Raw genomic sequence first — 20163 nt, 5'->3', positions numbered from 1 at the left:
TCACTGCGGAAAGGATAAATTCGTCATCAAAAAGCTAAAATGTACCCGCAACACTGAAAATAGCAATGTGATGCACATACACGTCATCAAATCCACTGCTTTCTGCCCGCTTTCGCTTTTGCGATCATGCTTCGGGACATCCGCGGGAGAAATTAAAAATTCAATCGCGGAATTTGGGTCCGGCGCTTATCTTGGAGAAGATGATATCGTGCGGTTTGAAGACCATTACGGCCGCGCTACATAAGTTTCAAGAAAAAGCATCGAGAAATCAATATGAAAAGCATCTGCATCACCGGAGCGGTTCAATCCAACTTGCAAACCGTTGCTGACATTCTACAGCGAGCTGGCATGAAACAGCCGGAACCAGCCAAGCGCGATAGTAACTCTGTCGACATCGAATTCTGGCACGAGCAAGTCATGACCCTGGCAGCAGAAAATGCCAGCGCCGTTCAGCCGATTTCTAATCCCGGCAGACTCTGGGAACAGCTCGCAAGCGATATCTTTGTCGCCAACATCAAATCAAAGGTCTGGGGTTGGTCTAATACGCAAAGTACTTGGTTGCTCGACTATTGGCTCGACTTCGAAACTCACCTCAATTTCATCCTCGTTTGCATATCTCCACAGCAAATGCTTGCGAATGCCATAGCATCTGAATCGAATAGCCTTTCCGTCGACTCAATGATGAATGACTGGCAGACATATCATCAGGAATTATTACGCTTTCATCACCGCAATCCGCAGCGAAGCCTGTTGGTTGATCTCAATGAATGTATCCATTACCCGGGGGATTTGATCAAACGCTGCATCGAACAATGGAAACTTCCACTTGTCACACCAAGCGAAACATCCTGTTATGAGATAGCGCACGATTCCGTAGCCTTTTTCCTGGCGCAGCAACTATGTCAGGACCATCTCCAAGTTGCTAGTCTACAGCACGAACTTGCCGCGACAGTTACCCGCCTCAACGAAGGTAGGCAAATTTCCTCCCTGATGGCGCTTACACCCTCACAAATCATTGACGGTTATCGAGCATTGCGTGATCGGTCTACCGAATTGCAGCAGGTGCAGGCTGCCAATGAAGCGCTTGCTGCTCTCAAAGCGTGTCTTGACGATACCATTGCCGAACACGCGCAGCAGCAGAAGGATATGAAGGTCAGACTCAAAGAGTCTGCTCAGCAAAACGAATTGCTCCAGTTGCAACTTCACAAGGCAAAGGAAGAATTTAAATCAACCTTTCTGAAATATGAATCCCAGCAAGTACAGATCGACACCCTGACCCAGGCCAATGCCACCCTAACCGAAGAAAAATTAGTGCTGGCGGCACAGCGGGATACGTTGGAACAAGAAATCACAGTGCTCACGCAGGCGCGAAACGAACAAGGCCAGCTTGCAGCAGAACGTCAGGCAAAGATCGACGCCCTGACCCACGAGCGTGATAGTCACGCCAGCTATGCTACGGAGCGGCAAGCGCAAATTGACACCCTGACCCAGACCAATGCCGCCCTGACCGAAGAAAAATTGGCGCTGGCGGCACAGCGCGATGCACTACAACAGGAAGTGGAGACGCTCCACCAGACACTGCACGAAAAAACCGGTATTCTCGCCGAGTGCCGAGCCCAGATTGAGCAACTTAACAAAACTCAGGCAGAAAATAGCGAGCTTTTGCTGCTCGAACTCCACCAAGCACACCTGGAAAGCGAACACTATTTCCAGCAATACCAGGACACGCTCACTCTGCTTCAGACAGCGGAAGGCCGTTGGCAACGCCTACTGCAGCGCAACCCAGCGTACCTTGACTACGAAACGATCGAGATCCTGTCCGCCTCCGATGACAAAGAGATAGGCAGCCTAGTCGCATGGCGCCTGACCAATTTCAGCGCCGTAGATCGCCACTTTCCCAGCCTCGAATTCAAAACATTGCTTGAACGTGGCGTTGCAGGGTTCATATTCCCCCGTTTGGAGGGGGATAACGCTCCCCTCGTGCGCTGGCCCGCCTTAGCCAATGAGCAGAACGAGCTCCTCCTCATGCCGACGGCCACGACGACAACCCTCCAGCAGCGTGCCGAAATTCTGCTTGATCTCGCCACCAGCGACTGGAACTTGCTCCAAGCACTCACCACACTACTGATCGAGACGCTTGCATCCTCTACTATCCTTGAGGAACAGACTGATCTCCAGCCGGAGGCCTTCCGTGCCGGTCTAGAAAAATTGAGCCAGATTCTCCAGAAATTTCCACCAACATTGCGCTACGATCATGTTCAACTCAAACGTGAGCAGGTCAAGCCCGATTACGAACATCTCTGGCTTCACTTCGATAACCTATCTTTTGATGGTAAACACTGGCCAGAATTTGAATTTCGCCTCGCCTGCGCGAACGTTCAACCCGACCGGTTTGGTTTCCATCCCAAACTCGAATTCCCTGAAGAAGGTGGTAAAGCACCTTTCGAAGCCTGGTTTGTCGAGTCATCCGACGACTTTGGCGCCAAGCTCGAATTACGCTTCGCGCAACCCGATGCCATGGATATGAACATCTGGCGGCGCCTGACGAAACACGACCGCACTTTCCTTGCAGCACTGATCAAACGTTTGCCTGCAATTCTTGGCACGCTGCAAGGTTTGGATGTACAACTCAAGCGACCGTGGGCAGACTGGAGCAAAACAGCCTGCGAACTACAACGTATCATTACGCTGCGCACTGCCGTATCACCGACACCAGTGTCTGCACCGATCCAACCTGCTGTGCCAGCGGAAATGAGTGCTTCGCCATCGAAAAAACCTAAGCAACGCCTGGAGCCGCTCCCCACGATTAAGATCGCCGAAAAGCCGTCATCCCAGAAACCTGTAACAAAGACCAGAGCCGCTAAACCGGTCATAGCATCAGAAATACGCAAGGTGCAAAAATGATGGTCTCATCCAACATCAAACGTTCGATATCCACCGAACCAGTATCGAAACCCATCCACCTGCTGCAAAAGCTTGCGCCACCGCAAGCCATCATCCACATCGGTGCGGGTACCGGCAACGGCGAAATGCATCAATGGCGGCAATGGGACATTCCCCATGCCCTTATTATTGATGCCGATCAGGACCGTCTCGACTGGGCAAAACCGCTCCTCACCGAAAACCCCGATTGGCACGTCTTGAGTGCAGTCCTTGCTGACACCGAGGGCGAGATCGACTACTACCAAGCCAGTAATCCGGAAGAAGATAGCCTCATTTCCCCGCAGTGCATGAACAGGCTCTGGCCTAACTTACATACCATCACTAAAGATCTCCGCCCTACCCGGCGTCTTGATCATCTACTCGCAGAAGACCGCTGCGCCGCACTGGAGCGAGCCGATCCGACCTGGGTATTTATCGACTGTTTTCCCGCCTTGCCTATACTCAAAGGCGCTGGCACATACATCGATCGCTGGAGCGTACTCTGGTTGCGCGTGCTGCTCCAATCCAATCCCGAAATCGACCAAGATGCAACACTGGAAAGAACCGAAGCCCTCCTTCAACCGCGAGGCTTCCGGTGTATCGATGTCACGGAAAGCAACCATCCTGCTGTCGGTTACGCACTCTTGGTGCGGGATTGGCGTGCAGTATTACAGCCTCAAATTGGAATACTTACCCAGGCCAATGCCGCCCTAACCGAAGAAAAATCAGCGCTGGCGGCACAGCGGGATACGCTGGAGCAGGAAATCACAGCGCTCACTCAGGCACGGAATGAACAAGACCAGCTTGCAGCTGAACGCCAGGCAAAGATCGAAGCGTTGATCCAGGAACGCGATAGCCACGCCGATCGTGCATCGCAGGGGCAAGCACAAATCGACGCCCTGACCCAGACCAATGCCGCCCTAACCGAAGAAAAATCGGCGCTGGCGGCACAGCGGGATACGCTGGAGCAGGAAATCACGGCGCTCACTCAGGCACGGAACGAACAAAGCCTGCTTGCAGCAGAACGCCAGGCAAAGATCGAAGCGTTGATTCAGGAACGCGATAGCCACGCCGATCATGCGGCAAAGGGACAAGCACAAATCGACGCCCTGACCCAGGCCAATACCACCCTAACCGAAGAAAAATCAGCGCTGGCGGCACAGCGGGATACGCTGGAGCAGGAAATCACGGCACTCACTCAAGCACGGAATGAACAAAGCCAGCTTGCAGCTGAACGCCAGGCAAAGATCGAAGCGTTGACCCAGGAACGCGATAGCCTCGCCGATCATGCGGCAAAGGGACAAGCACAAATCGACACCCTGACTCAGGCCAATGCCACCCTAACCGAAGAAAAATTAGCGCTGACGGCACAGCGGAATACGCTGGAGCAAGAAATCACGGCACTCACTCAGGCTCGGAATGAACAAGGCCAGCTTGCAGCTGAACGTCAGACAAAGATCGAAGCGTTGATCCAGGAACGCGATAGCCACGCCGATCGTGCGGCGCAGGGGCAAACACAAATCGACGCTCTGACCCAGGCCAATACCACCCTAACCGAAGAAAAATCAGCGCTGGCGGCACAGCGGGATACGCTGGAGCAGGAAATCACGGCGCTCACTCAGGCACGGAACGAACAAAGCCTGCTTGCAGCAGAACGCCAGGCAAAGATCGAAGCGTTGATCCAGGAACGCGATAGCCTCGCCGATCGTGCGGCAAAGGGGCAAACACAAATCGACGCCCTGAATCAGGCCAATGCCACCCTAACCGAAGAAAAATTGGCACTGACGGCACAGCAGGATACGCTAGAGCAGGAAATCACGGCGCTCACTCAGGCGCGGAACGAACAAAGCCTGCTTGCAGCAGAACGCCAGGCAAAGATCGAAGCGTTGATCCAGGAACGCGATAGCCTCGCCGATCGTGCGGCAAAGGGGCAAACACAAATCGACGCCCTGAATCAGGCCAATGCCACCCTAACCGAAGAAAAATTGGCACTGACGGCACAGCAGGATACGCTAGAGCAGGAAATCACGGCGCTCACTCAGGCGCGGGATGAGCAAGCCCTAATGGTTACTCAGCAAGGAACCGAGCTGGAACAGCTTCAGTTCCAGTTAAAGCAATCAAAAACGCGTATCGCTCAGTTGGAGGATGAACTTGCCAAAAGCGATACCCGTCAACGTCAATTGAATGAAGAAATGATCAAAGCCGAGGCTCAGATCGAACTCATCAAAGACGTGCTGCTGAAAGAGCCGGAGCTGTGACCTTGGAAAACCGCAATGCTAAATTCACCACCATCCGTGCCTACATGCAACGCTGGCTGGGTTTAGCCAAACCAGTAGAAGTATCTAACACAGCAACAGTGGAAACGGCATCCGTCTCAGAAGTTAATGATGAAACGCACATTTCTAACGCGAGCAATATTCCGCCCGCTCCCTACGATCCAGAGCTTCTCGAGCGCAGCCGCATGCAATGGCAGTTTGGTGATTGGAATAGCCTCACGAAAATCGATATTGACACACTGGAACATCACCCGCAGCGCGCAAAACTGGCGCTAGTCGTTGCCTGTGCCTGGCAACAGCTTAACGACCATACCATAGCACGCCGTTTTATCAAATTGGCCAAAGAATGGGGTTGCGACAAGAAAATCATGGCGCAACTGTTGATCGCGGGGGTATACAACACTTTAGGGCGAAGTGCCGCTATCGAGGGTAACGACACGCGAGCGCAAACGTATTTCCGGCTGGCCGTCAAGGGAGGCGGAGGTGACGAACGACTGGCCAGTCACGCCCGCTCTACAAATGAAATTGGCCAGCTTCAGCAGCTTCAGTTAAATAAGCAAAATCAAAACCAAGTAACGGATGGTTTATTGTCACCAAAAGCACCTGCTGATTCACAAGATTCTGCTAGTACATATGAAAATAATACACCGCCCGATGTCAACGACAATCCTTTCCGCCCTGGCATCGTGTCCTATGCACAGAATTTTGAGGACGTGATGTTGTGGCGGGCGCTGGGTCATATTGAAAAAGGATTTTATATCGACATCGGCGCACAGGACCCGGTCGTCGACTCAGTCAGCAAAGCATTCTACGAGCACGGCTGGCGTGGAGTTCACGTCGAAGCCACACCCGCTTATGCAGAAGCCTTACGAAAAAATCGACCGGATGAGCTAGTCATCGAAGCAGCTGTTTCAGACCGCATAGGTGAGATGACTTTTTATGAGATACCGGAAACTGGGCTTTCCACTGGCGATGCCGATATCGCGCTGAGGCACATGGAAAAAAATTTTGAGGTGAAAGAAATAACAGTAGCTTGCACAACGCTCGCTGAAATATTTACCTTAGCGGGAGATCAAGAAATTCATTGGTTAAAAATTGATGTTGAAGGTATGGAGAAACATGTATTGGAAGGCTGGGGAGAAACTGAAGCGCGGCCGTGGATAATTGTGGTCGAAAGTACGCTGCCGAATACTCAGATCGAGACGCATGAGCAATGGGAAAATTTATTGCTTGAACGTGGATACCGTTACGCTTATTTTGATGGACTCAGTCGTTTTTATGTTTCTGAACATCATGTTGAGCTTGTCAAATCATTTCAGTACGGCCCTAATATATTTGACAACTTTATTTTAAGCGGTAGTGGTGGCTCATACTGCTCGTTGCTCAATACGAAGCTTAAACAGAAAGATCATGAACTCACTAAATTAGAACAAAATTTTTTAGAACAGTAAGCCGAAAACGATTGCATTAGATAGTAACTTTGACAATCTACTTAAAGAGAGACCGGATAGTTAAATACCAAATCCATTATGAAATTTACCCGTAAATAAAATGAAATTATTACAACAAGGACATCATGCGCGTATTCTTGAACATGCATTTCGCATTAAGGGTGTGACTGGTCCTGATAGTGAGTTGAAGCATTCTGCAACTGCAATACTCAAGTCAAAGGGTGTCAGGGCCTTATTTGACTTGTTGGATCAGTATGTCGATGTGGCGGAACCATCATCAGAATCTGCTCGCCAAATACTTACCAAAAAAGATAAGAGAAATCATAGTGATAAATCAAGCAGTAACACGCAGTGGATTACTAATTGTGTTATTGATATCTCGGATATCATTAACTATCTTTTGGCTGGTCATAAAACCGTAAGTGGAATTCAGCGCCTTGTGATTGCAACCCTTTCAAGCATACCTAAGCCAGCAAGAGCCTCCAATGTTCTGATATCGATGCATGATTATGAGAAAGACGGGTGTAGAGTTATACCATGGGAGTTTGTAGATTCAGTGGTCAGGTATATTTCGTCGGGTGATGATGAAACAAAGTTTATTTCATCAGTGCAAACTACTATTACAAATTCAGTTCATCTCGATTCTGCGTCGCTTGGAATTGAATCATATACGTTACTTATAATGGGGGCAGCATGGATTGTTCCGGGTTTCCCCACTGCGCATCGCGTGATTGCAAGGAAATATAAGCTTCATGTTGTATCAATACTTTATGACCTCATACCCTATACGTATCCAGACTTTGTGACGCCGGATGCAGCCAGGGAGTTTGTGTTTTATATTAGCTCATTACTAGCTATATCTGACGGGTTGATTTCTATATCGAAATACGTTTCAGACGACCTTACTAATCACCGCGTTTCACTTGGGCAAAATTTGATCGTTTACCCCTTAAATTATTACGCAGAACTGGCACGTGAAATACCATTTAAGGCATTTCAGTCAAGTCGGGTTGGATTGCGGAGTACGATGCGTGAAAAAGCCATCGAATTGGGGATTGAAACCGATAACTTCGTACTAAATGTTGGCTCAGTTGAAATAAGAAAAAATCACATTGGTCTTTTTGTAGCATGGCGGCATTTATTCGCACAGATAGGGGGCAAGTGCCCTCAACTTGTTGTGGTTGGTCGTGCTGGCTGGAAAGCGGAATCTTTTTTTGAGGCTTTGAAAAGCACAAATAACCTAGATGGAAAATTGATTGTATTGCATAGTATAGATGATTCTTTTCTTTCATATTTATATGAAACATGCAAATTCACAGTCTATCCATCTCTTGAGGAAGGTTGGGGCTTGCCCATTGGCGAGAGCCTGGATGCCGGAAAGCTTTGTATTACGTCTAATCGCGCATCAATGCCAGAGGTCGGCCGTGAGTTGTGTCGGTACGTGAATCCATCTGAACCATTAGAGATTGCGAAAGAAATTACGCAACTTCTGGCAAATCCAGAATTGGTTAAGCTTGCAGAGCAAAAGATAGCAGCTTCTAAACCATTAAAAAAATGGACTGAATATCAGTGTGATCTTTCAAATTTAATCTCTGCTATACGATTAGAAAGACCACACCCGGTCAGTAAAATGATGGCTGCCAATTGGTTTCTGGCTTCAGGACAGGTAGTGTCTTTTTACTGGCATCTTGGCAGTGACACATACGATTTACCAGAAGGTCTATCCGGTATAAAAAGATCCTTACAAGGGTCATTACCGTCTCGGTTAATCGTATATACAAAACTTGATCGCTTTGAGTCTGATGGTGCTTGGTGTAAGGAGCCTAAGATTGGCTTAGATTTTTACATTGATATTAAGCAGATAAAATCAAGACATTTGTCTGTTTCTCTTCACTACTCTCTGATTTTTGATAAAGTCAATTCTCTTCAAGAAACCGAAATCACTGCAAAACTCACAATAAACTTTAACGATTTAATTGAAGATCAGCCGAGTATTATGGCAGGGAAGAACTATTTCGAACCAACGGCTGTTCACTTTGTTACAAGTGACTTGGTTACCTTTGAATTTGCAAATATTAAATTTGATGATTGCAAAACTAATGACGACCATCAGGCGATGATGCTCGAAAGTATCCTTATACCAGTCAAACTGGAAATAGAATGGAAACCGGGGTTTAATTTTGTGTGCTCGGCCACTGGGCGTAAATTGGACTGTCTCAAAATAAAAGAATTACGCGTTGATTATTAACTGCAGTCAAAAAATGATGTTCAATTAAATATGTTCATTTTTGAAGGGCAGTTTGTATTTTATAGTTGAAATCGTATTACGTTAATAAACAGGCTGTTGAAAAAAATGTGATCGAAGCAACGATAGCTTAGCAAAAACAACAAGTGACGCAAGCAAAGCGCAGTAAACAGCCATGAGGATAGGTCCGCAGGGCGAGGGGCGGTGCTGGATAAAAAGCGAGGTTTTTATATGATAAATGAGCATTTTGCGCCTGTTTTTAACGTCGCAGCAGCAACGCAAATAATTTTTCAACGGCCTATTAAAGCTTATTTCAGTTAATTAAATAACTGACTCAATGCTGTTATGCCATTTCATGTTTCTCTGGGGGATTAAATGATTAATCTTGTTGGGGCTTCGATTCCTAGGTCAGGCCATCATCTTCTTGAACGTATGTTGCGTTCTGTTTTCGGACCACGTCTTCATTATTGCGAGTATTACAACATTCCGGACTGCTGTCGAAGTATTCCCTGCAAAACCGGTGGATTTGATGTTGTTTTTCAAAAGAGTCATGATTTTGACTTTAATTTGCCGATCATATTAAGTGACTCTGTGCTCTACATAGTTCAATATCGAGAACCTATCGAAACGGTACTGTCGGATAGGGAATTATTTTGCAAATCAAACCCGGGATCAGAAATTAATCGTTTTAATTACTTAATATTCCTCGCGGATCATATTATATATAACAAGCGTTTTTATAAAAAATGGATAACTTCGCAGATGGTTAATTCTATCCATGTTCGGTACGAAGAATTAGTTGGCAATCCTGTGGCGGTGATTCAATCGATTCTAGTTCGTATGCAATTGTCTTCTTATGTTGATATATCTTCCGATAAAGTTTTATCCAATTTGCAAGTTGGAGATGATATGTCTAAGTACAAAAAAAAGAATTACTCATCTTACAAACAATTTGATCGAAACCTAATTTCGCAATATGAATCCATTTTTTACAGGGAAATCTCTGGTGTTACTTATCCTATGAAATTTTCCGATATCTTAGTTTCAACTGATGAGCTCGATTCGGTTCTTTTTCAAAGAGAAGTTTTACTTCAACAGATGGAATCTCTGCAGAATTAACTTGATGTAACTTTTACAAAATGATGCATTTTCTATATTAAACATATTGCTAAGCAGTGGATAACCGCGAAACAAAATCGTGGAACATTTTATCATCAGTGGTGGTGAAACGCGCCATGTAAAAGTTAGATGGAGCAGCATGGATTTCGTGTAAAACATAAGAAAGGATAGAGTTAACAATGATTAAATCACTTATCACAGGCGTGACAGGTCAAGATGGTGCGTATCTTTCCAAGCTCCTGCTTAAAAAGGGATATCTGGTTTATGGTACGTATCGTCGTACCGCTTCCACCAATTTCTGGCGTGTGGAAGAGTTGGGCATCAGAAATCACCCCAATTTTCATCTGGTTGAGTACGACTTGACGGATTTGGGAGCCAGCATCCGACTTCTTCAACAAACCGAGGCTACCGAAGTATACAATCTCGCTGCCCAGAGTTTTGTTGGAGTTTCATTTGATCAGCCTGTAACGACAGCAAAGATTACAGGTATTGGACCACTGAATTTGCTGGAAGCGATCCGCATCGTCAATCCCAAAATTCGTTTTTATCAGGCGAGCACTTCGGAGATGTTCGGTAAAGTACAAACAATTCCACAAGTGGAAAACACACCATTTTATCCTCGTAGCCCTTATGGTGTAGCTAAGCTTTACGCGCACTGGATGACAATTAATTATCGCGAGTCTTACGATATCTTTGGTTGCAGCGGAATTTTGTTCAATCACGAGTCTCCCTTGCGAGGGCTTGAATTCGTTACGCGTAAGATCACCGACAGTATGGCAAAAATCAAGCTGGGTAAGCTAGATGTGCTCGAATTAGGCAACCTAGATGCCAAGCGAGATTGGGGCTATGCCAAGGAATATGTCGAAGGCATGTGGCGGATGTTGCAGGCTGACAAACCGGATACCTATGTGTTGGCTACTAACCGCACCGAAACCGTCCGTGAATTCGTCAGCATGACTGGCAAGGCAGCGGGCTTCGATTTGGCCTTTGAGGGTAAGGATGAAAACGAAGTAGGCATAGATCGCAAGACTGGTAAGACCTTGGTTAAGGTAAACCCCAAATTCTATCGCCCTGCAGAAGTGGATTTGCTGATTGGCAATCCCGAAAAAGCTAAACGAGATCTCGGCTGGGAATCGAAGACTACTCTGGAGCAACTCTGTCAGATGATGGTCGAGGTGGATATTCGACGTAATGAAAAAGGATTGTCGTTCTGATGACTAAAAAATCAAATATCTTTTCTGGACGCGCCATATTCGACCATCTACCCAAAACTGCTGGGCAAGCGATTAATCGTCGGTTAACTAAGGAACTAGGGAGTGGGAGTGGTAGCGTCACCCCAAACCTGATTAGCCGGCATCAAGAGTTGATTCGCATATTCGGTGGTAGGTACTCAGTCATTTCAGGTCATTTAAATTTTCAGAATGATGGCCTTGACCCGCGCTATAATTATATAATTATCCTTCAAGAACCGCTTGATCGGGCGATATCTTGGTTTTTTTATGTGCTACCCGATTATGAATATAAACTAAGGGAGCAAGCTGTGCATTTTGATGCCTCACAAGAAGAGGAGTTAGAGGGAGAGTTTCTGCACCTCTATCAATAATCCATATATGGAACACTTTGCCAGTGTATTTAACTAGATTACCACGAAGTGAGGATAAGAAGCTCGATGACGCTTTAACCGCCATTGAACAATACGATGTGTGGGGGTTTTACGAGGAGATGCCAACATTCCTGACCAACGTGGGGGCTTTGATTGGGATGCCAGCGCCAGAGCAGATCGAGCGGGTTAATGTGACCAATTCTCGACCTGCAGTGAAGCAGATTTCCCCAGAACTACATAAGCATCTGGCGGTGTTAAATGCGTTGGATCTAGAGTTTTACCGTGTGTTACGCGAGCGCTGGCGCAAGGAACGCAACCATAAACCGACTATAACACTTCCCAAATTTTCGCCATGGGTGCCATACAATCAAGTGTATCCAGTCGAAGACGCCACAGGTACACTGACTACCGACGGGACACTGGGTAATGTGGCTACGAACGAGGTGTTCAATCTGCCTCTATTACTGAAAAATGCTTCCGGAGAACCCTGGGTTAGTACAGAATTTCACCCAATCAATCTTTCCTATCACTGGCTAGATCAAACGGGCAATATTGTTGTGTTTGATGGAAGGCGTTCGCCGCTGCCTGCTCGGGAAGTTTTGCCTGGACAAACGCTTACTGCTCAAATGAAGGTAATGGCACCTGATGTACCCGGCCTCTATAGATTGATGCTCTTGCCGGTTCAGGAGAAACATTGCTGGTTTGACAAGTGCGGATTTACTCCAGGTATGCTGGAATTGGAAGTGGTTGCATCAGGTGCTGCGAGATACTTCCCGGCTGCGGATTTAAGACTCTTATCACAGGTTGGGAAGCGAGAAGAGTCTTCCATTATCAGCACTGGGCGTGAAGGGTTTTTACTTTTTGGACCCTATTTGCGGCTCCCTGCGGGGCAATATGTCGCACGCCTCGAGGGCAGTTGTGAGCTTGGAACCCCCGGGATATGGTTGGATGTTTCTTGTGACCAGGCTAAGCGAGTATTGGTGCGGCAGGATATCATCGAGAATGCGAAGCCAGGATTGATAGCAGAACAGTTTTTCGAGCTTGCCGAGATGGTAAATGACCTTGAAGTACGCTTATGGGTAACGGCGAATGCATTAGTCCATATCGAAGCTTTGCGTATCGAGCCTAGCATTTCGAATATAAAAGCGACGGAGCTGCCTGAGATCATAGAAGTTAGCGAGATATCACCGGCAAGCTCTACATTACAATAATAATGTGAGTTTGGCTGGGGTTAATTTCATAAAATAATTATTAAATTCATGTGATTAAGTTACGGCACGAGGGGTGAGTTTGAAAGCGCTGATTACAGGTATTGCTGGCTTTACCGGACGTCACCTTGCATACGAATTGGGTCAAGCAGGGTATGAAGTTTTCGGAGTAGCACATAAATCACCAGAAAAGGTAATACCTGCCAGCAAGTCAGTATATTTATGCGATTTGGATAATACGGCTGCATTGAGCCATGTGATTGAGAAAGTGCAACCGGATGCCGTGATACATCTGGCAGCAATCGCATTTGTAGCGCATGGGGATATTGAGACGATTTATCGAACTAATTTGATCGGATCACGCAATCTACTGGAGGCTATATCGCGCTCGAGTAAACTTCCGGCTTCTGTGCTACTTGCCAGCAGTGCGAATGTATACGGCAATACTTCAGAAGGGATACTGGATGAGTCCACCCCGCCGGCACCTGCGAATGATTACGCCGTGAGTAAACTGGCGATGGAATATATGGCGCGGCTTTATAAAGATCGCCTGCCGATCATTATTGTGCGGCCTTTCAATTATACTGGTATAGGACAGTCAGAAAGCTTTTTGCTGCCCAAGATTGTTAATCATGTGCGTCGTCGTGCGCCAGTGATTGAATTAGGAAATCTGGATGTGGCGCGAGATTTCTCCGATGTGCGTAACGTAGTGCGGTTTTATCGACATTTGTTGGGCACACCTGCAGCCATAGGTGAAACCTTCAATATCTGCTCTGGCCAAGCTTATACCTTGCGGGATGTGTTGCACATGGTAAGGGAGATTTCTGGACACGATTTTGAAGTGCGGGTCAATCCTGCCTTTGTGCGCAGCAATGAGGTGAAGATACTTCTCGGTAGCCGGGCCAAACTGGATGCTGCCTTGACGGAGCGAATACCGGAGATCCCTTTGCATGAAACATTGCGTTGGATGCTTGAAGAGGGTGTTAGCTGAGGGCTAGCAAAGAAGAGGTGTCATCCGCCAGACGCTTGTCAGCAGGCCGTTCAATTATTTGAGCGGATATTTGAAGGATTCTCGCCCATTTTTCGGAATGCGTCGGATAGGGTATGTGATGACCAGGTTTTATTAAGCAAGCTTTGCGAAGGCGTGGTTATCCGTAACAATACACTGCCTTATGAGTTTTCATATTGATTGATCTAAGTACCCTGATTCTTAATTTACGCCCAGACTTGCGTGAGAAACTGGGTTTTGCCCGCGTAGAAAATGCAGATGCTTTTCTTGCCTGGCTAGTAACCAACGGCGTCAAGGAATATATGTCGCTGTATGATGATCCCGGGTTTCTGTCCTCTTTGCAGGCGCCACAAAATCGCCGCGATCATGGCTTGACACAGTTGCAGTATCTCATATGGCTGGCTCGTCCTGATGTTCAGTCCATCTTTTCGTTACCGGATCAGAAGGTAGCATTTTTCCAATGGTTTTACACGCACGGGCTGGAAGAACACGGTTACTGGCCCCTGCTATCGAAACAGGAAAAGCAATACGTGTTAAAACTTCCTGAGCCATGGCGATCCCGAATTCAGACGGCCATTCTACAAAAACTGGAGCCAGCCGGGTCGCGCATTCCGTTCACCCAACGGCCCTTTGGCGTCAATGTGGTCGGTTATGCTTTTGGTCAGCTTGGCATTGGCGAAGACGCTCGTATGGCGGCACGGTCGTTGTTAGCCGTCAAGGTGCCGATGACGATAGTGAATTTTCCACCCGGTTCGGATGTACCGCAAAATGATCAAAGCATGGCTGCGCATGTGTCAGAAGACGGGCAGTTTGCATTCAATATTTTTTGCATGACAGCAGAAGAAAACGGCCGTTACTATGCGGAACGCGGTCGTTCACAGTTTCTGGATCGTTATAATATCGGTTACTGGCCTTGGGAATTAAGCCGGTGGCCTGCTGAATGGGAAATGTTGCTCGATCTGGTAGATGAAGTGTGGGTATCGACGCAGCATACCTACAATGCCTTGGCGCCGGTATGTTCTAAGCCACTGCATGTGATGCCGATGGCGGTAGAATCGGGATCTATAAGACGATTTACTTCCCGAAAACAGGCTCGCAAACACTTCTGCTTACCCGAACGCGCTATATTATTTTGCTTTTCATTTGATCTAAAATCGTCAATTGATCGAAAAAATCCGCAGGCTTGCGTAGATGCCTTTCTTGACGCTTTTCCTAAGGAAAATTTTTCATCAGAGACGGTCGGATTGGTCATCAAAATTCATAAACCAACAAAGCCTAACCGGACATGGAAGCAATTAAAACAGTTAGCAGCCGTAGATAAGCGGATTCATATCATTGAAAACACGCTACCGCGTCCGGAATTACTGGCTTTGTATAAAGCCTGCGATTGTTTTATTTCGCTACACCGAGCAGAAGGTTTTGGTCGTGGCTTGGCTGAAGCATTACAATTAGGACTCCATGTAATCGCCACCGGTTATTCGGGAAATGTGGATTTTTGTCAATCACCCCATGCAGATTTAGTAAATTACCGCCTGATTAAATTAAAAAAAAGGCAGTATCCACACAGTGAAGGCCAAGTATGGGCTGATCCTGACATCAACCATGCTGCTGAACTGATGCGGCGTTTTGTACTCACGAAACGTGCAAACAGACGCCACCACGCTTGGCCAGAGTTTTCCGCAGTCGCTGTTGGCCAGCGCTACAAAACGAGACTGGAAACGATTTATAATAAACAGATCCGTACCTTAACCGATCGCTGAGAGATTGCCTGTGTTGTTGCTAGTCAGTTGTAAACAGGCAGAGCATTTCTCATTATGATACTCATCACACTGCAAAATTCGGTTTTTGTCATCACTCGTCCAACCTTCTCACAGCAGGAGAAGGCATAGGTGCCGAATTTTGAGGTGCGAAGCATGTACTCAGAAAGTGACCTGAGGCCATTCAGATAGTGCTCGACTATCTACTCGCCTTAATGAAACCTAACCAAAGCGCCCCGTAATATAGTCTTCTGTTTGCTTATTCTTTGGTTTGATGAAGATCGTATCGGTAAAATCGAATTCAATTAATTGGCCTAAGTACATATAGGCAGTATAGTCTGATACCCGGGCAGCTTGTTGCATATTATGAGTAACAATGAGGATTGTTACTTTTGTTTTAAGATCCGCGATCAATTCTTCGATACTCGCTGTAGCGATAGGATCTAATGCTGAAGTCGGTTCATCGAACAATAAAATCTCAGGATCGGTCGCAAGCGCACGCGCGATGCATAATCGTTGTTGTTGCCCGCCCGATAAATTGAACGCCAAATCATTTAGACGATCTTTGACCTCATCCCATAACGCTGCATTACGCAATGCATCCTCGACTTTTTCATCAAGCATCGCCCGTTGTCTAACCCCCCTCACCTTCAACCCATAAGCAACATTCTCATAGATCGATTTTGGAAAAGGATTCGGTTTCTGAAAAACCATGCTGATACGCATTCGTACTTCGATTGGATCGATATCTGGCGAAAGAATATTCTCATTATCCGGATATAAAATGATGCTCCCTTCATAACGATTCCCTGGATAAAGATCATGCATACGGTTGAAGCAGCGTAGAAAAGTAGATTTGCCACAGCCTGATGGCCCTATCAACGCCGTAACTTGTTTTTCATGCAAAACCATATCGATTGCTTTCAGTGCCTGAAAATCTCCATAGTAAAAATTAAGATTCTTGACAACTGATTTATATTCACTGGATGAGGTGTGATCAGTCCCAGTTTCCACTATATTATTTTTTACCATTTAATTTTTTGACGCATACGGTAACGAAGGTAAATAGCTAGTGCATTCATTGTCAGGGTCATAACAACCAAAATAAGGCCTGCAGCAGCTGCATTAAATTGAAATTCTTCTTCGGGTCGCGATACCCAGTTGAACATTTGTATCGGCATCACTGTGAATGGTGCCGACAACCATTCAAACGAGATAAATGGAAATTCACTTTTTATTGGCGAAGCAGGTAAAAATGCAATAAAGGTCAGCGCACCGATAGTAATAATGGGCGCTGTTTCACCGATGGCCCGCGCCAAGCCAATAATGACCCCGGTTAAGATACCCGGCGCAGAATAAGGCAATAAGTGATCGGCAACCGTTTCCCATTTGGTAGCACCTAATGCATAAGAACCTTCTCGAATAGCGATAGGAATTGAGCGAATTGCTTCGCGCGTGGCTACGATAACGATGGGTAAAATCAAAAGTGCCAATGTTAACCCGGCAGCCAAAATACTCTGCCCTAATCCTAACTGATAAACGAATAAGCCTAATGCCAATAAACCATAGATGATCGAAGGTACCCCGGCAAGGTTAGTCACATTGATCTCAATTAATTCTGTGAAGAAATTTTTGGGTGCATATTCTTCTAAGTAAACGCCTGCGGCAATGCCTAACGGTACGGCTGATACTGCAGTAACCAACATAACAAGTGTTGTGCCTACCCACGCTGAAAGGATACCGGCTGATTCTGCTCGACGCGAAGGAAACGAAGTAAAAAACTCCCATGATAAACGCGGCGCCCCATCTATCACCATTTGTATAAACAAGGCCATGAATGTCAGGAGCGCGATCATTAAAGCAAGAATACCCGCAATTAGAAAGATCAAATCCCAACGCTTATGCCGTGCAATAATCACACGTAATCTTTCTAGTTTTTTCGCATCATTCATAAATACAGCTGATAAATCTGATTTTGGGTTTATCTTGGACGGCTTAGCCTGGCTATAGTCAGTCACGCATACTAGATCGCACTTATTTATTTTTCGATATGAAGCAGAATTTATTAAAGGATTGCAAACCTTCTAATACATTTCACGATATCGCTTACGCAAGAGATGGCCAAGTATATTAAAAATTAATGTGATCAGTAATAAAGTTAGGCCAGCAGCAAAAATAGTTTGATAACCGATACTGCCGTGAGGTAAATCACCCAAGCTTACTTGAACGATATACGCAGTAATGGTCGCTGCCTGCTCCATCGGGTTCCAGGTTAGGTTTGGTTGCATCCCTGCAGCGATGGCTACTACCATGGTTTCGCCCACCGCGCGCGATATTCCCAATATATACGCTGCTGCAATACCAGAAAAAGCAGCCGGCATCACAACCTTAATAGCTGTTTGAAGCCGAGTAGCGCCCATGGCATAAGAGCCTTCGCGCAAATGCATAGGGACCGATCGCATCGCATCCTCAGTCATGGAGCTGACATAAGGAATAATCATGATGCCCATTACCAACCCAGCCGATAGTAAACTAAAACCGGGTAAATTTGGGAAAATCATCTGGAGCAGCGGTGTCACAAACAACAGTGCAAAATAACCATAAACAATGGTTGGAATCCCACCTAGTAGTTCAAGAAATGGTTTTGCAATTTCCCGTACAGTAAAAGATGCAAATTCGGACAGATAAATCGCAATGATCGTACCCAAAGGTAACGCAACCAGGAGTGCAACAGCAGAACTAACAACGGTCCCTGAAACTAACGGTAATATTCCATAGTGGGCATCATCAAATAACGGTGTCCATTGTGTGCTGGTAAGAAATTCCCAAACAGATACCTGCTGGAAAAATACAATTGATTCTTTTACCAGCATATAAATAATGGCAAATGTGATAAGCACCGAAAAAAAAGCTGCCAGTAATAGCAGCATTTCTATCAGCTTTTCTTTGATATGACGCTTATAGCTATATCGAAGGTTGCCTAATTTATTATGAGTATTGCTTTTTCTCTCGCTTGCGCCCCTTGCATTTTTCGAATACATATCTTCTTTCTAAGATTATGAATTTTTTCTATTTCTAGATAGTAAAACAAAATGGTTACACTAATATGAAAACGATTACACCGCTATTAGGTATTCACAATGCACACAGTTTTACTACACTTACACTGCTTAATTTTGTGCGAATTCATTCCCGGCTAGCAAAAAAGAAACAGATGAAACAGCACTCCCGAAAATAAGCTATTAAGATTTCTATGCTGAATGATAATTTCAAGCTAATCCTCTAGCTTATACATCGTGAACAATGCTGATTATTTTAATTAAAATTACTTCGTTTAAAAGAATTTAAATTTAATAGATTTTTAGAAATGATTCCATTGATATGGAAAACAAACATGAACCAAGACTTAACGACATCCCTCATTTATTATTATATGCCTATGAACCATTTTCAGTAATGCTTCAGACGTAACAATAATTTCCGTCATTGCGAGCCTGCAAAGGCGAAGCAATCCAGAGCGATGTTGATGCAGGTACTGGATTGCCGCGCCGCTTACGCGGCTCGCAAAGACGAAGGTAGCCAGAAGTGTATGGGCAACCAAATAAACCAAACTGAAAATAGTTTAGAGGCATATATTATTAATTTGTTGTGAGTTTTATCATTTATAAAATTTAGCCACCTATTCAGGGTATTAAAATGATGTGAAGGCTTCTACTATTTCACGTATATACATTCACAATGTACCCCACCTTCTAGCTAGTGGGGTACACGTAAGGAAGCTACTTATTCCTCATCCTCATCATCGGACTCATCGTCATCAGAGTTGTCATCGCTCGCTTCTTCGCTGCTTTCTTCCTCTTCGTCGTCTTCGTCCTCTTCGTCATCCTCGTCTTCTTCATCCTCATCCGGCTTCAATACCATCTTTTTGGCTGCCAGACTCGCATTCAGATCGGTCATGGGTACTTCTTCATGCACGAGGTTTTGGTGACAATCTATACAAGTTGCCCCTTCCGTTTCCATCTTCTTGTGCTCCGCTTGTGCACTTTCTCCTGGAGGATCAGGGTTTTTATGACAGGTTCTGCAGGTGACGCTATCCCATTTCTTGAGATTCATCCGCGCATCATGCGCCATGATGAGTCGGCGTTCGTTAAACTTCTCTAGCGTCGAGTAATCATTGACTAGCTCGAGATAAAGTTCTCTTGCCCCATCCACTATGTGCGTATAGACCGCTAGATGAAAATTCTCTATCCCTTGGGGAATATGACAGTCTTTGCAACCAGGGTTAACACCCAGTGCGCCATAGTGCGATGACTGTTTCAGTTCTTCTTGTGGATAAGACATCGAGTGGCAGCTGGTACAAAATTCGTCTGTAGAGAGTGCCGCTTCGCCTCCAAACACAACGGCTAGCAGCATTATCCCCAACAAGCCACCGACTAGCAGCGTGCCGATCGATCCTTTTTGTAGTGTCGTCATTTTAATCTTTTCCTTTTTTGTCGTCTTTTTCAGCTACTTTGGCATTCGCCTGAAATTCGTCGTGGAATTTGAATTTAGGTTCACCTACAAAGACACCATC

At 45.9% G+C, this 20163-nt stretch carries 14 protein-coding genes and 2 pseudogenes; 11 read left to right on the top strand and 5 right to left on the bottom strand.

Annotated elements, in window-relative coordinates:
- The 11 genes and pseudogenes from C8R30_RS16245 to C8R30_RS14180 form a co-directional block, all read left to right on the top strand.
- Positions 1 to 244 (top strand): annotated as a pseudogene (locus tag C8R30_RS16245) (hypothetical protein); the annotation flags it as partial.
- Positions 245 to 273: 29 nt separating this feature from the next.
- Positions 274 to 2904 carry a hypothetical protein gene (locus tag C8R30_RS14220; protein WP_107790422.1) on the top strand — a complete coding sequence of 877 codons (2631 nt, stop codon included), beginning with the start codon at positions 274 to 276 and terminating at the stop codon, positions 2902 to 2904.
- Complete coding sequence (locus C8R30_RS14215; RefSeq protein ID WP_107790421.1) at positions 2901 to 5180, top strand: coiled-coil domain-containing protein; 2280 nt, start codon at positions 2901 to 2903, stop codon at positions 5178 to 5180. The genes C8R30_RS14220 and C8R30_RS14215 overlap by 4 nt, the downstream gene beginning before the upstream one ends.
- A 2-nt stretch (positions 5181 to 5182) precedes the next feature.
- Positions 5183 to 6649 (top strand): FkbM family methyltransferase, encoded by a 1467-nt coding sequence (locus tag C8R30_RS16240; protein WP_219908894.1) that lies wholly within the window; start codon positions 5183 to 5185, stop codon positions 6647 to 6649.
- A 100-nt stretch (positions 6650 to 6749) separates the two neighbouring features.
- Positions 6750 to 8897, top strand: a complete 2148-nt coding sequence (locus C8R30_RS14205; protein WP_107790420.1) for a glycosyltransferase family 4 protein — start codon at positions 6750 to 6752, stop codon at positions 8895 to 8897.
- A 372-nt stretch (positions 8898 to 9269) separates the two neighbouring features.
- A complete protein-coding gene (locus C8R30_RS14200; RefSeq protein WP_107790419.1) occupies positions 9270 to 10013 on the top strand; it encodes a sulfotransferase family protein in 744 nt (247 codons plus the stop codon).
- A gap of 179 nt (positions 10014 to 10192) precedes the next feature.
- Positions 10193 to 11227 carry a GDP-mannose 4,6-dehydratase gene (gene gmd, locus C8R30_RS14195; RefSeq protein WP_107790418.1) on the top strand — a complete coding sequence of 345 codons (1035 nt, stop codon included), beginning with the start codon at positions 10193 to 10195 and terminating at the stop codon, positions 11225 to 11227.
- Entirely contained in the window at positions 11227 to 11616 is a 390-nt protein-coding gene (locus tag C8R30_RS16000) for a hypothetical protein (RefSeq protein WP_181258759.1), read from the top strand. The genes gmd and C8R30_RS16000 overlap by 1 nt, the downstream gene beginning before the upstream one ends.
- A 23-nt stretch (positions 11617 to 11639) precedes the next feature.
- Complete coding sequence (locus C8R30_RS14190; RefSeq protein WP_181258758.1) at positions 11640 to 12827, top strand: hypothetical protein; 1188 nt, start codon at positions 11640 to 11642, stop codon at positions 12825 to 12827.
- 79 nt (positions 12828 to 12906) lie between these two features.
- Positions 12907 to 13815, top strand: coding sequence for an NAD-dependent epimerase/dehydratase family protein (locus C8R30_RS14185; RefSeq protein ID WP_219908893.1), 909 nt, complete (start codon positions 12907 to 12909; stop codon positions 13813 to 13815).
- Positions 13816 to 14009: 194 nt separating this feature from the next.
- A complete protein-coding gene (locus C8R30_RS14180) occupies positions 14010 to 15593 on the top strand; it encodes a glycosyltransferase (RefSeq protein WP_107790416.1) in 1584 nt (527 codons plus the stop codon).
- Positions 15594 to 15812: 219 nt separating this feature from the next.
- Here C8R30_RS14180 and pstB read toward each other — a convergent pair whose 3' ends face one another.
- The 5 genes and pseudogenes from pstB to C8R30_RS14155 form a co-directional block, all read right to left on the bottom strand.
- Positions 15813 to 16622, bottom strand: a complete 810-nt coding sequence (gene pstB / locus C8R30_RS14175; RefSeq protein ID WP_090672503.1) for a phosphate ABC transporter ATP-binding protein PstB — start codon at positions 16620 to 16622, stop codon at positions 15813 to 15815.
- The gene (gene pstA, locus C8R30_RS14170; RefSeq protein ID WP_090672506.1) at positions 16616 to 17542 is read right to left on the bottom strand and encodes a phosphate ABC transporter permease PstA; all 927 of its coding nucleotides are present in this window, start codon (positions 17540 to 17542) and stop codon (positions 16616 to 16618) included. Before pstA ends, pstB begins: the two co-directional genes overlap by 7 nt.
- Before the next feature lie 132 nt (positions 17543 to 17674).
- On the bottom strand, positions 17675 to 18631 hold the full coding sequence (pstC, locus tag C8R30_RS14165) for a phosphate ABC transporter permease subunit PstC (protein WP_107790415.1): 957 nt from the start codon (positions 18629 to 18631) through the stop codon (positions 17675 to 17677).
- A gap of 742 nt (positions 18632 to 19373) precedes the next feature.
- Positions 19374 to 20063, bottom strand: coding sequence for a NapC/NirT family cytochrome c (locus tag C8R30_RS14160; RefSeq protein WP_107790414.1), 690 nt, complete (start codon positions 20061 to 20063; stop codon positions 19374 to 19376).
- 1 nt (position 20064) lies between these two features.
- Positions 20065 to 20163: pseudogene (locus C8R30_RS14155) on the bottom strand (cytochrome C554); the annotation flags it as partial.

This window comes from Nitrosomonas nitrosa, from assembly GCF_003051105.1.
GTDB lineage: Bacteria > Pseudomonadota > Gammaproteobacteria > Burkholderiales > Nitrosomonadaceae > Nitrosomonas > Nitrosomonas nitrosa.
This window is presented reverse-complemented; position numbering and strand designations above follow the sequence as displayed.

Coding starts and splice junctions, on each gene's coding strand:
- gmd (WP_107790418.1), top strand. CDS start 10,193: ATGATTAAATCACTTATCACAGGCGTGACAGGTCAAGATGGTGCGTAT.
- C8R30_RS14215 (WP_107790421.1), top strand. CDS start 2,901: ATGATGGTCTCATCCAACATCAAACGTTCGATATCCACCGAACCAGTA.
- pstC (WP_107790415.1), bottom strand. CDS start 18,631: ATGTATTCGAAAAATGCAAGGGGCGCAAGCGAGAGAAAAAGCAATACT.
- C8R30_RS14200 (WP_107790419.1), top strand. CDS start 9,270: ATGATTAATCTTGTTGGGGCTTCGATTCCTAGGTCAGGCCATCATCTT.
- C8R30_RS16000 (WP_181258759.1), top strand. CDS start 11,227: ATGACTAAAAAATCAAATATCTTTTCTGGACGCGCCATATTCGACCAT.
- pstA (WP_090672506.1), bottom strand. CDS start 17,542: ATGAATGATGCGAAAAAACTAGAAAGATTACGTGTGATTATTGCACGG.
- C8R30_RS14205 (WP_107790420.1), top strand. CDS start 6,750: ATGAAATTATTACAACAAGGACATCATGCGCGTATTCTTGAACATGCA.
- C8R30_RS14220 (WP_107790422.1), top strand. CDS start 274: ATGAAAAGCATCTGCATCACCGGAGCGGTTCAATCCAACTTGCAAACC.
- pstB (WP_090672503.1), bottom strand. CDS start 16,622: ATGGTAAAAAATAATATAGTGGAAACTGGGACTGATCACACCTCATCC.
- C8R30_RS14160 (WP_107790414.1), bottom strand. CDS start 20,063: ATGACGACACTACAAAAAGGATCGATCGGCACGCTGCTAGTCGGTGGC.